The following is a 13,443-nucleotide window of genomic DNA, read 5'->3' on the forward strand; positions in this document are numbered from 1 at the left end:
ATCGATCCTGAGCAGATTGCCTATCAATCTGAATTTGAATTTGACAAAAATGATAACAACCAAGAACTTCTTTTATTCTCAGTTGGAAGACTAGTAAAAGAAAAAGGATTTCAAACGATCATTGATGCTGCAGAGATTCTAAGGAACAATGGAAAGCGCGTAAAATTCGTTATCGCTGGAAAAGGTCCTTTGTTTGACGAACTGAATGAGATGGTAAGGCAGAAACATTTAGAGGAATTTGTGCACCTTGCTGGATTCGTAAGCGATGAAGAAAGAAATGAATGGTTCGCGAAAGCCGATGCAGCTTTGTTCCCAAGTCATTATGAACCGTTCGGTATTGTAGCACTTGAAGGCATGGCTTCCGGTAAGCTTACCATCGTTTCAGATACGGGTGGTTTAAGAGAAATAATTGATCATGAAGAGACGGGATTAAAGGTATATCCAAATGATCCTTATAGTATCGTTTGGGCCGTTGAATTCATCCTTTCTAACCGTGATCGATGCAAAGAGATTGCCCAAAAAGGTGAAGAAGTCGCAAAAACTGTTTTCAGCTGGGATTCTATAGCAGAAAAGACTGCTGAATTATATGCAATATCTCATAAAAACAAAACATCAAAAGTGGGAGGAATCGTGTAATGAAGGGTGTAATTATGGCAGGCGGAAAAGGGACACGTTTAAGACCACTTACATGCAATATGCCAAAACCAATGGTACCGATGCTTCATAAACCTGTAATGGAATATGGAATTGAACTTCTTAAGAAATTTGGTATTACAGATATTGCTGTTACCGTCCATTATCTTCCGGATGCAATCAAAAACTATTTTGGTAACGGCCGTGATTTTGGTGTAAACCTTCATTATTTTGTAGAAGACTCCCCATTGGGAACGGCGGGTTCGATCAAAAATGCTGAAGAATTTTTAGATGAGCGTTTTATTGTGATCAGCGGCGATGCTTTAACAGATTTTGATCTTGCTAAAGGGATTAATTTTCATGAAGAAAAGGATTCATTGGCAACGATTTTCATGAAACAAGTGGATTCACCTTTGGAATATGGTGTGATCATGACGAATCAAGAAGGAAAGATTATTCGCTTTTTAGAAAAGCCAAGCTGGAATGAAGTATTCAGTGATACGGTGAATACGGGGATTTATGTACTAGAGCCGGAAGTATTTAATTATATCGAAAAAGATGTTCCAGTTGATTTTAGTAAAGATCTGTTTCCTTTACTTATGAAAGAAGACAAAAATCTGTTTGGTTATCAAGCAGAAGGATACTGGTCTGATATTGGGAGTCTGCAGCAGTACCGTCAATCTCATTACGACATGTTAAACGGCCTTGTGAATCTGCCATTTGCAGGAAAAGAACATGAACCCGGAGTTTGGGTCGGTGAAAATGTCTTTATAGAAGGCGGTGCAGTCATTGAGGCACCTGTAAGCATTGCGGATGGAGCAGTCATCAGGAAGGGTGCGCATATCGGGAAATTATCTGTTGTAGGAAAAAACAGTGTTGTTAGCACCGGAAGTTCATTAAAGAAAACCGTCTTATGGAACGATGTCTTTGTAGGGGATCAGTGTGAATTAAGAGGAGCTACAATCGCGAATGGTACGAAAGTAGAGAAAGATGCTTCTGTATTTGAACATGCGGTTGTAGGTAATCATTGTACAATCGGAAGAAACGCTACACTTAAACCTGATGTGAAAATTTGGCCAGAAAAAGAAATTTTTGAGGAAGCCCTTGTCCATACTTCTATCGTATGGGGGAAAAAGGCGACAAAATCTTTGTTCGGCTCTAGAGGAATATCTGGAATCGCTAATGTGGAAATCACACCTGATTATATTGCTCGACTGGCTTCTGCTTACGGGGCTGTTCTTCCGTATGGATCACAGATCATCATTGCAAGTGACTCTCATGATTTCTCAGTAATGATAAAGCAGTCTTTTATACAGGGCCTTCATTCGTCAGGTGTGCACACACTTGATATAAGTCCGACGGTTGCACCCGTTGTCCGTTTCTCCATTGAAGAAGAACGTTTAGAGGGCGGAGTGTATGTCAGGTTCTCCAATCCTACCGGTGAAAAACAACTGATGATTGAGTTTTATGATAATAAAGGACTTCCTATTCATTCCGATCTTGAGCGAAAGATTGAAAATGCGTATTGGCAGGAAGATTATAGACGTGCCTCTTTTGACCGTATCGGTAAAGGAGCTGTACAAGGGAACAAACATGAAGACTATATCTCAGCTCTTTTAGAAGAAATACAAGAAAAAGGGATTCAAGAAGCCAAGTTTCGTGTAGTAGTCAATTACAATCATCAACCATATTTAAACTTTATTCCTAACCTTTATAACCGCCTTAACTGTGAAATCTTAACGGCCCCATATCAAACAAAACCTGAGGAAATGGCATCATTCGTTAGGGTAACGAACGCCAACATCGGTGTACTGATAGGGGAAGCTGGGGAAACATTGCGCCTCATTACCGAGACAGGTGAAGTGCTCGATGAAGAGACGATGCTCGCACTATATGTATTTACAGCTTTTTCACAAGGTAAACAAAAAGAGATGGCAATCCCGGTTTACGGATCTTCAGCGTTAGACTCCATGGCTGAACGTTTAAAAGGGAAGTTGATTAGAACGAAAGCTAACCCTAGATCAATTATGGAAGTTGGGAAAGGCGTTCTAAACTACCAATACGATGCTCAATATGCCTTTGTTCATATTTTAGAAATTATGGCTATCCAAAAAATCACTCTATCTGAATTGGTAAAGATGCTTCCAGATGTGCATATGTTAAGAGAATATGTACCTTGTCCAAGAGACAAAAAGGGAAGAGTGATGCGTAGACTGATGGAGGACATACGTGATAATAACGTAGAGTTGCTCGATGGCATCAAAGTGTTTCATCCTGAGGAGGCTGGACGCTAATATTGCCAGATGTTGAACAGCCTGTATTTACGGTTTATTCACAGAATACAGACCCTGAACAAGCGAAACAAGCTGCATCGCAATATATTGAAAAAATTCAGTTATATCAGCAGGTGTAATGTATGCCAAGACATTTGGTTTTAGGTAACGGGAATTTATTAATCAATTTAGATGAGCATTTGCAGATCAGAGACATCTATTTTCCTTACGTCGGTCAGCAAAATCATGTGCAGGGACATGTTAACCGCCTAGGAGCCAGTATTAATGGCTCCTTTTCTTGGCTTTCCTCAAAAGAATGGATTATTGAGCCAGGATATCACGATGACTCACTAGTAACTCTTTCTTATGCTAGAAATAATAAAGAAGGCATAACTCTTAAAATTGAGGATGCTGTTCATCAAAGAGAAAACATGTTTATGCGCAGGATTACTGTTCACAATGAGTCATATGAGGAAAAAAGATTAAACTCTTTTTTCATCAGGATCTTTCCATTTATGAAAATGAAGTTGGAGATACGGCTTATTATGATCCGGAAAAATCAGTAATCATCCACTATAAAAAGAATCGCTATTTTTTGTTTACTGCTTCTTTTGACCAAAAAGGGATTGACCAGTATACGACAGGTGTAAAACGGTTCTTAAGTGCAGAAGGAACATGGAGAGATGCTGAAGATGGTCATCTTCATGTGAACCCGATTGCACAGGGGTCAGTAGACAGCACTTTTTCAGTCGAAGGAATTGTTCCTCCTCATGAAAAAGGTGATGTATATTATGCGTTAACCGTTGGGAAAAGCAGAGAAGAAGTGTTTTCGCTCTATGATTATCTCATGGAGATCGGACCATCTTTAACTTTAGATAAAATTGACGTCTATTGGCGCAGATGGGTGAATAAAACGAAAATTAACCCCTGCAATCTATCTGATGAACTACTAAATCTGTATAACCGCAGTTTACTCATTATACGCACTCAAACGAATGAGAACGGATATATCATAGCGGCTAATGATTCTGATATTCAGCATTATAACCGTGACCATTATAGCTATATGTGGCCAAGGGATGGTGCCTTAATAGCAGCAGCTGTTGCTAAGGCGGGATTTCACGGCATGGTAAAAAACTTTTATCGTCGGTGTGCAGATGTTTTAACAAAAGAAGGCTATCTCCATCACAAATATAACCCGGATGGATCGATTGGCTCATCTTGGCACCCTATGATCAATAAAGATGGTGACAGCCAGCTGCCGATTCAGGAAGATGAAACCGCACTTGTTTTGTGGGCGTTTTGGGAACATTACAAAGAAACAGGTGATATAGAGTTTGCGCAATCTCTATACAGATCACTCGTTAGACCGAGCGCGAGATTTTTGCTTCAATATATGCAGGATGAGTTAGATCTTCCTATGCCATCGTATGACCTATGGGAAGAAAGAAGAGGGATTTTTACCTTTACAGCTAGCAGTGTATATGGCGGACTTATGGCAGCTCATTCATTTGCTACATTATTTGGTGAAGATGACCGTGCAGAACGGTATAAAAATGGTGCGGATCGTATAAAAGCAGGTATGGAAAAACATTTATACGATGAAGGAGCAGGAAGATTTTTAAGAGGCATCTACTTATTAGATGATAATGCGTATAAAAAAGACTTTACGATGGAATCCAGTATGTATGCTCTCTTTGCATTTGGAGTCTATCGCGCTGATGATGAACGCGTTGTTCGAACGATGCAGCAGATGAATGAAGAGTTAAGTATTAAGTCAGGTGTAGGTGGAATTGCGAGATACACGAATGATTATTACTTTCAACAAACGCATGATATGGCAAGAGCTCCAGGGAACCCTTGGCTGATCTGTACACTTTGGCTGGCAAAATGGCATATTCAATGTGCTAAATCTATTCATGACCTAGAACGTCCTCATGAAATATTACGCTGGGTACAGCAGCATAGTTTTTCAACAGGCGTCTTACCTGAACAGCTTCATCCGTTTACAGGTGAAGCATTGTCAGTTGCGCCTTTAACATGGTCACATGCCACATATGTCGACGTTTTGAAAGAATATACAAAAGTCTATGAGAAACTTTCGCAAAACTCACTTGCTCGTTAGAAAAGAATTTGTTATCATGTTATGGTATGGTTTAATAGAGAATAATGACTGTTAGTAACCATGATTATGTACTTTGGTAAAGATGTGGAGGGAAACAACAATGCGTGTAAACATTACTTTAGCTTGTACTGAAACTGGTGATCGTAACTACATCACTACTAAAAACAAGCGTACGAATCCAGACCGTTTAGAGCTTAAAAAATACAGCCCGCGTTTAAAGAAATACACAGTTCACCGTGAAACAAAGTAATTTCACGTAGAAACGCCTGAGACCCATGTAAATGAGGGATCAGGCGTTTTTTCATTCTCAAAATTTCTATACACGAATAGCTACATGATATGATAAATACATCACTTAATAGAGGTGTTTGATAAATGAATAAATCTGAATGGCGAAAAAAATAAAACAAATGTTGCTGTTGACAAAAGAGGATGAAAGAAGAAACAAAAGCAAGGCGATCTCTAACCATCTATTTGATACGGAAGAATGGAATAAAGCACAAAGTATCGGAATTACCGTTTCTAGAAAATTCGAATTGGATACTGCTTTTATTATTACAAAAGCGTGGGATGAAGGTAAGAAAGTCGCTGTACCTAAGTGCTATTCTGCAGATAAACAAATGGAATTTAGAGAAATTCGCTCATATGATGAACTTGAAAATGTGTATATGGATTTATTTGAACCTAAAATGGATGCGACCGAGCTTATTACTTCTGACCGAATAGACTTGATCATCGTTCCAGGACTCGTGTTTGATAAGAGTGGATATAGGATCGGATACGGCGGTGGTTATTATGATCGTTACTTACAAATGTATCAAGGTTCAAAAATATCACTTGCATACTCCTTTCAAACGACAGATACACTTCCACACGAAGAATTTGATATTCCAGTAGATCAAATCCTTACGGAAGATGGACGATTTATGTAATGGAAATCATAATCATAAGTGGGATTGCTCTACTTACTCTATTTTCTGCCCTTTTAAAATGGCTTACTATTCCGGAAGTGTAACAGCTTTCGTATTGGGCTTTATCATTTTTAAAGCTTTTGGCTGGCAAGGGCTGGTTATATTAGGCGTATTTTTTTAACCTCTACCTTATTAACAAAATGGAAAAGAAATTTAAAGCAAGACGAAAAAGCACTGCATGCAGAAGAAAAAAGGGAAGATCAGCTGGACAAGTATTGGCTAATGGAGGCGCTGCACTAATCGCTGCAGCATGTCACCTCGCCATTCCGAATCCTGTTTGGCTCATCATGTTCACTGCAGCTTTTGCGACCGCCACAGCGGATACATGGGCTTCTGAAATCGGTGTTCTCTCAAAAAAGAAACCATTCCATATAAAAGAGTGGAGAACAGTAGATCGTGGGCTATCTGGAGCTGTATCAACACTTGGTACTTTTGCGGCTGCTCTTGGTGCACTTTTAATCGGATTCAGTTTTTATCTTCTGTATGACATGTCATTTCTGCTTGCGCTATGTATTGCTGTCTCTGGTTTTATCGGCAACTTAGCTGACACTGTATTTGGAGCGTGGTTTGAACAAAAGTTTCTTTGCTCACTCTGTAAAAAAGAAACCGAAAGTCGAGTGCACTGTGGAAAGAAAACGATTAGGGTATTTGGGTTTTATTGGGTGTCAAACAATCTTGTGAATTTCACTTCTACTATAATAGGTGGAATGATTGCGGGAGGACTTTATCTATGGATAAACAATTGAGCTGTGTCGGAGTCGTTATAGCAGGTGGTGAATCTCGGCGATTTGGAAGTCCAAAAGTGCTAGCAGAGTGGAATAACAAAACATTCTTTGAGCGTTCAATGGATTCAATTGCTCCTTTATCAGATAGTCTTGTAGCCGTAGTAGGAGAAGAATGGATAGAAGCATTGAATCCGTACAATAGTTATCATGCGGAAATCATTACAGATGTTGATTTCTTTAAAGGAAATGGTCCTTTAGCAGGGATCTACAGCGCAATGATAAAAAGAGAAGCGGATTATTACTTGATTACACCTTGTGACATGCCGAGGATGAGCAGCAGGATGTATGAAAAATGGCTAAAAGTTGCCATGACTCATCCAGAGTATGATTGTGTTGTGCCACTTTGGAAAGGAAAAGTATATCCCCTTAACGGCGTATACAAACGGACTTGTCTGCCTGATATAGAAACATGTTTAACCAATGGAACGTACAAGGTATTACAGTTGCTGGAACGAAAAAACACCCATTATATAGATATTCGCAAGGATGAAGAGTACTTCTTTAACAATGTAAATACAAAAGAAGAGCTTTTGAAATTGGAAAATCAAATAAAAGCGAGAGAAAAATAAGAGCCATATTGTCAGTGCCAATGACGAATAAAATGTGCATATAAAACAGAAAGTAGTAGCAAGGAGGTTTTTATATGAAAGGGTTTGTGATTAAAAGTTTTTTGATATTCCTTGCTATTATGCTTGGCTACAGAATGAGATATCGCATGATTAATATGGCTCTTGGTCAACCGCTAATCCGTCGTTTCTTAGTTGGAAGCGCCATGTCTTTTCCGGGATTGCGCTCTAAAATGATGGACGAACTTATTTAGGTATGCAGACCGCTCAAAAAGCTGCTTTCTTTTTGATTTAGATAATACGCTGTTTGATTATGAAGCCTCCTTTAAGAAGGCTTCTTTGTTTGCTTTTCATACAATTACGAATAATGAATGGAAAGATACCCTATTTGTAGAAAAGTGGTTCACTTATTATAAGGCTTACTGTGATTTGTATTGGCCTCTTTATGAAAAGGAATTGATGTCACGTCAGGATTATCAAAAAAACGGCTGATTTCATCATTTGAGGCAATAGGGTTAAAGAGCCTCTGTGATGTGCAGGTTCGGCACTATCAAAAAGTTTTTGAAAAGAGTGTTCCTACTGAAGTGGAACCGTATATTTGGATAAAAGAAATCTTTAAACGATTAGATCAGCTAGGAATAATAATCGGAATCATTTCAAACGGTGACTCGTTAATTCAAAGGAACAAAATAAATAATTTGAAATTACATGTCCCAGAGAAAAACATTTATATATCATCCGAAATAAATTTTGCAAAACCCAATCCCGACATCTTCCATCTAGTTAAAGAGTGTACGAATGCAGAAGTTTATCATTATGTTGGAGATGCTTATGATCTAGACATTGTGCCAGCACGACAAGCTGGATGGACTGCAATATGGTGGAACCCGCTCAAGCAGCCTGCAATGTATAATTCTTACGCGATTTATAATTGCACATCAAGCAGTGAATTGATTGAAGTCATTAAGAGATGTATTGAATCAGCTGGATATTCTCTCCATTAGCGGTTTGAAGTAGTACAAATAAATATTTTTTATCTTTGCTGATTAAAATGAACGGCATAGAACTTCCAATCGGACTTACTTTTTGTCCGTTCTTTGTAGTGATGCCTAAAAAGTAGTTTTTGTATAACCCTTCCCAAAGTTTTCCTATAATTTCTTGGCTCTTTGCTTGAGAGAACCCAGGTAGCGGCTTAACATTGTAATCTGTTAAAGATTCTAATGAGATCACATTATAGTTATTGGGATCGATTTGATAATAATTTGTCGTTTGTGTAAGTGTTCTTTGAAGATACTGATTCGTTTTTTCATCTAATGCATTTTTTGCTCTTCTCTCTGAAGCGTTATTTGGAATTTGAAACCCAGCAAAAGATTGGCCAAGTGCAGATGTATACAGATAATCATTGCTCATTTGTTGAACAGAACGATACTTTTCTTCGTTTAGGTGAATTTCTCCCTGATGATAGGAAATGGCCTCCCAAAGTCCAGGAGTCGAACTCTTAATATCTTTCTCTAAATCAATTGATTTTGCAGATGTTTTCCATTCAGTCATTTTGTTATTTAATTTTCCGTTTTCAAAAATCATAGCGATGTCTTGCCGCAGATAAACCCGTTCAGATGTCTCTGAGTTTACACTCCAAAGTAATTCGTAGCTTGTCGGTGTACCCGCAATAAATGAAAGATCTGTTTTAGCCTTTGAAAAGGAAAACGAGCTGTCTAAAGGAAAGAATGTAATACTTTCACGCGCTTCTTTTTTAACAAACGGCTGGTAGATGATTCCTATTACAAGTATAATAATCAGCAGATAGATTGAAATTTTCCACTTCATAACGTTAGGCCTCCTATAGGACAAACTTGTTCCTAAATTCTATGCACTAGGCAAAAAAATAGAAGATGGAGTTGCAGAAAACGTAGGATTGGTGGAAACGAGGGAGAAAAGGTAATGGAAATACAAACAAATGAAATTGTCGGCTTTATTAAAGAACTCGTACATATTCCAAGTCCTTCAGGAAACACAGAAGCTGCAATAAGCTATATGAAAACATTTTTGAAGAAAATAATGTTTCATTTACCATGAGCAATAAAGGTGCTGTAATAGCAACCATTAAAGGTGAGGATGATACAAAACACCGACTCCTGACTGCGCATGTGGATACTCTCGGTGCTATGGTTAAAGAGATTAAAAATGATGGTCGCTTGAAACTAGATTTGATCGGTGGTTTTTATTGGAACACGATTGAAGGTGAATATTGCTCGATTCATACGAACACTGGAAAAGTATATTCGGGTACTGTTATGATGCACCAAACAGCAGCACATGTTTATAAAGGAATGAACGAATTAAAGCGCGATGAAAAGAACATGGTCGTTAGAGTCGATCAAGAATTTCATTCCAAGAAAGATGTTGAAGAAGCGGGAATCTCTGTAGGAGATTTTGTTTCTTTTGCTCCAAGGTTTGAAGAGTCTGAAAGCGGATTTGTAAAATCTCGGCACTTAGATGACAAGGCAAGTGTAGCGATTCTTATGCACATCATTAAACAAATTAAGCAGTCTTCAGTTACATTACCTTACACAACCCATTTTCTGATCAGTAATAATGAAGAAATCGGATTTGGGGGTAATTCTAACATACCAAAAGAAACAGTTGAGTATTTAGCAGTGGACATGGGGGCAATTGGTGATGGGCAAGCAACAGATGAATTTACAGTAAGTATCTGTGCAAAAGATTCTGGCGGTCCATATCATTTTGCTTTAAGAAAACATCTTGTCGCGCTAGCGGAAAAACATAATATTGGATACAAAGTAGATATATACCCTTATTATGGGTCAGACGCAACTGCTGCGATTCGAGCAGGGGCGGACATTGTACATGGTTTGATCGGACCAGGAATTGATGCTTCTCATGCATTTGAACGTACTCATATTAAGTCATTGAAGCAAACAGCGGATCTCATAAACGTATATTTGCAATCTCCGCTTGTGTAACAATTAAACCCTAGCCATTGCTAGGGTTTATTCTTTTGCTGTTTTCGTAAACATTGTAGCTCTTGGAAGTTGTTGATTTCCGTTCCAGGTGCTTCGCTTTCCACAGGGGCAGGATTTGGCGAGGATTGCAGACTCGTGGAAGATTGAGAGCTAAATCTCGTGGATAAACAGTCAAAATTTCTGGATTGCGTGCTGAAACTTCTGGATTTCTGAAGCTGTACACCCTGAGAGGTTTGATGAAAAGCAACAAATCTTCTGTTAAAGAGGTATGAATTGATAGAAGAATGTGAAGGATGATAGGCAGAGGAGTGATGAAAAAATGACATACCTGCCAAAAAAACAACCTCTTTCACCGAACTTTGATGAAAATGTACATTATATGAAGAAACAGCTTGGTGTAGATGTCAGTTTTGATTGCATTCACTTAGACTTAGAATATGCCGGCAGAAGAATGGCTTTATTTATGGTCGATGGATTTGTTAAAGACGACATCCTTCACTATCTAATGAAGCTTTTAGCAGATCTCGAACCCGGCCAGTTAGAACCAGACCCTTTATTAAAATTGATGAAAACCTATTTACCGTATATAGAGATCTCAACGTCTGACGATTTGAATCAAGGTATCGATTGGGTATTAAGCGGTCCTACTGTTCTGATCGTAGAAGGGGTATCAGAAATCCTCCAGATCGATGCAAGAACATATCCGGTCCGTGGACCAGAAGAACCGGATGTTGAACGTGTTGTTAGAGGCGCGAGAGACGGTTTTGTTGAAACGATCGTTTTTAACACTGCATTAACAAGAAGAAGAGTACGTGATCGATCGCTGCGCATGGAATATATGAGTATCGGTAGACGATCAAAAACAGATGTTTGCATCTCTTATATTGAAGATATTGCCGATCCGCATATTGTCGAGAGAATTAAAGATTCTTTGAAGAAAATTGACACCGACGGACTACCAATGGGGAGAAGACGGTCGAAGAGTTCATATGCGGAAGACACTTGAACCCTTATCCGCTAGTGAGGTATACGGAGCGTCCAGATACTGCAGCTGTTCATTTGTTTGAAGGGCATGTATTAGTCTTTGTAGATGGCTCACCTTCTGTTTTAATTACACCAACTACCTTTTGGCACCATCTTCAGCATGCAGAAGAATATAGGCAAAAACCAGTTGTTGGTGCCTATTTAAGGTTTGTACGTTTCTTAGCTGTATGGATTTCAATTTTTCTTCTGCCTCTTTGGTATTTATTTTCTGTACATAAAGAGCTGCTCCCAGTTCATCTATCTTTTATTGGACCAGAAGAAATTGGAGTTGTACCTCTATTTTTGCAGTTCGTTATTATTGAATTAGGAATGGATATGCTACGTATGGCCACCATTCATACACCAACTTCTGTTTCAACAGGTCTTGGGCTCGTTTCTGCCATCGTAATTGGACAAGTAGCCATTGAAGCGGGATTGTTTGTAAATGAAGTCGTTCTTTATATTGCAGTTGCTGCCATCGGTACATTTGCCACACCAACATACGAGCTCAGTCTTGCCAATCGTTTATTAAGGCTCGCTATGTTAGCACTTACTGCGTTGTTAGGGGTTCCAGGTTATATTTTTGGCTTAACACTAGCCATATTGTTCTTTGTTTCTTTTAAATCTTTCCATATTCCTTATTTATGGCCATTCATTCCGTTTAACTACAAAGCCATCAGGGATGTTATCTTTAGAATACCAATGCCTCTTAAGAATAGAAGACCAGTTGTACTGCATCCAAAAGACCCTGATCGATAATTTTGAAACAGCTGAAATCAATCAGCTGTTTTTTTATGCATAAATTCTGTGCAAAGGCTTGCATTCATCCCTATATATTTTGTTATAATGACAAAGGTGATTAATCATGAAGACAATGTATGATGTTCAGCAGCTGTTAAAAAGGTTTGGAACAATTATCTATACCGGAAATGCAATTGCTGATTTAGAATTAATACAAGAAGAAGTACGAGAACTTTACAATCAAAAACTGATTGATGTAAACGAATACAAAACAGCAATTCTTATTATTCGTGCAGCACACAATAAATTACAATAAAGGATGAGACAAGATGGAGAAATGGTTAGTTGGCGTTGACCTAGGCGGAACAACAATTAAAATAGCTTTCATAACTTTAGACGGGCATATTGTAGAAAAATGGGAGATTCCTACAAATATTGAGCAAGACGGTAAGAACATCGTGCCTGACATCGCTCTATCGATTGATGCAAAATTAAAAGAATTGTCAGAACCGAAAGAAAAGCTTGCTGCTATCGGTATGGGTGCCCCTGGATTTATCGATATGAAAACTGGATTTATTTTTCACGCAGTTAATATCGGATGGAGAGATTACCCACTAAAAGAAGAACTTGAAAAAGCAACGGGTCTTTCTGTTACTGTTGATAACGACGCAAACATTGCTGCAATCGGTGAAATGTGGCGCGGTGCTGGAGATGGAGAAGGTAACTTACTTATGGTAACTCTAGGTACAGGTGTTGGCGGCGGAATTATTGTAAACGGGCATATTATGCATGGTACGAACGGAATGGCAGGGGAAATTGGACATATCACTTCCATCCCAGACGGCGGTGCTCCATGTAACTGTGGTAGGACGGGCTGTATTGAAACCATTGCCTCAGCAACAGGAATCGCAAGAATATCAAAAGAAAAAGCTTTAAAAGATACAACTTCATCTCTTTACAAAATCTTAGAACAAAACGGTGAAATTCAGGCTAAGGATGTTGCAGCTGCAGCAGAAAAGGGAGATCAAGTCGCAATCGAGACGTTAGAAGAAGTTACTTTCCATTTAGGTCTTGTGATTGCGAATCTTGCGAACAGCATTAACCCAGGAAAAATCGTTATAGGTGGCGGCGTTTCTAAAGCGGGTAACACCCTTATGAAGAGACTTGAAGAGAAATTTAAACACTATGCTCTTCCAAGGGTTGCTGAAGGCGCTGAGTTAAAGGTAGCCACTCTAGGCAACGATGCAGGGGTTATAGGCGGAGCATGGCTAGCAAAACATAACCTTTAATATTCATTTGTAATTAGAGCCACATTCTTGTGGTTCTTTTATTTTGCTCTTAT

At 38.7% G+C, this 13,443-nt stretch carries 10 protein-coding genes and 4 pseudogenes; 13 read left to right on the forward strand and 1 reads right to left on the reverse strand.

Annotated features, from left to right (window positions below):
- Positions 1 to 15: 15 nt before the first annotated feature.
- The 9 genes and pseudogenes from ACEWFH_RS09325 to ACEWFH_RS09365 all read left to right on the forward strand — a co-directional run bounded on the left by ACEWFH_RS09325 (position 16) and on the right by ACEWFH_RS09365 (position 8,357).
- Positions 16 to 636, forward strand: a complete 621-nt coding sequence (locus ACEWFH_RS09325; protein ID WP_473727261.1) for a glycosyltransferase family 4 protein — start codon at positions 16 to 18, stop codon at positions 634 to 636.
- Entirely contained in the window at positions 636 to 2,927 is a 2,292-nt protein-coding gene (locus tag ACEWFH_RS09330) for a sugar phosphate nucleotidyltransferase (protein WP_473726950.1), read from the forward strand. Before ACEWFH_RS09325 ends, ACEWFH_RS09330 begins: the two co-directional genes overlap by 1 nt.
- A 122-nt stretch (positions 2,928 to 3,049) precedes the next feature.
- A pseudogene (locus ACEWFH_RS09335) lies at positions 3,050 to 5,031 on the forward strand (glycoside hydrolase family 15 protein).
- Between the two features lie 100 nt (positions 5,032 to 5,131).
- Positions 5,132 to 5,281 carry a 50S ribosomal protein L33 gene (gene rpmG, locus ACEWFH_RS09340; RefSeq protein WP_066242361.1) on the forward strand — a complete coding sequence of 50 codons (150 nt, stop codon included), beginning with the start codon at positions 5,132 to 5,134 and terminating at the stop codon, positions 5,279 to 5,281.
- A 139-nt stretch (positions 5,282 to 5,420) separates the two neighbouring features.
- The gene (locus tag ACEWFH_RS09345) at positions 5,421 to 5,963 is read left to right on the forward strand and encodes a 5-formyltetrahydrofolate cyclo-ligase (protein ID WP_473726951.1); all 543 of its coding nucleotides are present in this window, start codon (positions 5,421 to 5,423) and stop codon (positions 5,961 to 5,963) included.
- Positions 5,964 to 6,127: 164 nt separating this feature from the next.
- A pseudogene (locus ACEWFH_RS09350) lies at positions 6,128 to 6,748 on the forward strand (DUF92 domain-containing protein); the annotation flags it as partial.
- The gene (gene mobA, locus ACEWFH_RS09355; protein ID WP_473726952.1) at positions 6,733 to 7,356 is read left to right on the forward strand and encodes a molybdenum cofactor guanylyltransferase; all 624 of its coding nucleotides are present in this window, start codon (positions 6,733 to 6,735) and stop codon (positions 7,354 to 7,356) included. The pseudogene ACEWFH_RS09350 and the gene mobA, both read left to right, overlap by 16 nt.
- Positions 7,357 to 7,430: 74 nt before the next feature.
- The gene (locus ACEWFH_RS09360) at positions 7,431 to 7,607 is read left to right on the forward strand and encodes a hypothetical protein (protein ID WP_473726953.1); all 177 of its coding nucleotides are present in this window, start codon (positions 7,431 to 7,433) and stop codon (positions 7,605 to 7,607) included.
- Between the two features lie 201 nt (positions 7,608 to 7,808).
- Complete coding sequence (locus tag ACEWFH_RS09365; protein ID WP_473727262.1) at positions 7,809 to 8,357, forward strand: HAD family hydrolase; 549 nt, start codon at positions 7,809 to 7,811, stop codon at positions 8,355 to 8,357.
- On the opposite strand, the gene ACEWFH_RS09370 is transcribed toward ACEWFH_RS09365, so the two are convergent.
- Positions 8,317 to 9,180 (reverse strand): hypothetical protein, encoded by an 864-nt coding sequence (locus ACEWFH_RS09370; protein ID WP_473726954.1) that lies wholly within the window; start codon positions 9,178 to 9,180, stop codon positions 8,317 to 8,319. The two genes, ACEWFH_RS09365 and ACEWFH_RS09370, sit on opposite strands and share 41 nt — an antisense overlap.
- A 114-nt stretch (positions 9,181 to 9,294) precedes the next feature.
- Between ACEWFH_RS09370 and ACEWFH_RS09375 the strand changes: the two are divergent.
- The 4 genes and pseudogenes from ACEWFH_RS09375 to ACEWFH_RS09390 all read left to right on the forward strand — a co-directional run bounded on the left by ACEWFH_RS09375 (position 9,295) and on the right by ACEWFH_RS09390 (position 13,390).
- Positions 9,295 to 10,337: pseudogene (locus tag ACEWFH_RS09375) on the forward strand (M42 family metallopeptidase).
- Between the two features lie 319 nt (positions 10,338 to 10,656).
- A pseudogene (locus ACEWFH_RS09380) lies at positions 10,657 to 12,119 on the forward strand (spore germination protein).
- A 106-nt stretch (positions 12,120 to 12,225) separates the two neighbouring features.
- Positions 12,226 to 12,417: a YqgQ family protein gene (locus ACEWFH_RS09385; RefSeq protein WP_473726955.1), complete on the forward strand. Its 192-nt coding sequence runs from the start codon at positions 12,226 to 12,228 to the stop codon at positions 12,415 to 12,417.
- A 13-nt stretch (positions 12,418 to 12,430) separates the two neighbouring features.
- Positions 12,431 to 13,390 (forward strand): ROK family glucokinase, encoded by a 960-nt coding sequence (locus tag ACEWFH_RS09390; protein WP_473726956.1) that lies wholly within the window; start codon positions 12,431 to 12,433, stop codon positions 13,388 to 13,390.
- Positions 13,391 to 13,443: the final 53 nt, after the last annotated feature.

This window comes from Fictibacillus sp. EA-CB0309 (assembly GCF_055814265.1).

Coding starts and splice junctions, on each gene's coding strand:
- ACEWFH_RS09330 (WP_473726950.1), top strand. CDS start 636: ATGAAGGGTGTAATTATGGCAGGCGGAAAAGGGACACGTTTAAGACCA.
- rpmG (WP_066242361.1), top strand. CDS start 5,132: ATGCGTGTAAACATTACTTTAGCTTGTACTGAAACTGGTGATCGTAAC.
- ACEWFH_RS09345 (WP_473726951.1), top strand. CDS start 5,421: ATGGCGAAAAAAATAAAACAAATGTTGCTGTTGACAAAAGAGGATGAA.
- mobA (WP_473726952.1), top strand. CDS start 6,733: ATGGATAAACAATTGAGCTGTGTCGGAGTCGTTATAGCAGGTGGTGAA.
- ACEWFH_RS09360 (WP_473726953.1), top strand. CDS start 7,431: ATGAAAGGGTTTGTGATTAAAAGTTTTTTGATATTCCTTGCTATTATG.
- ACEWFH_RS09370 (WP_473726954.1), bottom strand. CDS start 9,180: ATGAAGTGGAAAATTTCAATCTATCTGCTGATTATTATACTTGTAATA.
- ACEWFH_RS09385 (WP_473726955.1), top strand. CDS start 12,226: ATGAAGACAATGTATGATGTTCAGCAGCTGTTAAAAAGGTTTGGAACA.
- ACEWFH_RS09390 (WP_473726956.1), top strand. CDS start 12,431: ATGGAGAAATGGTTAGTTGGCGTTGACCTAGGCGGAACAACAATTAAA.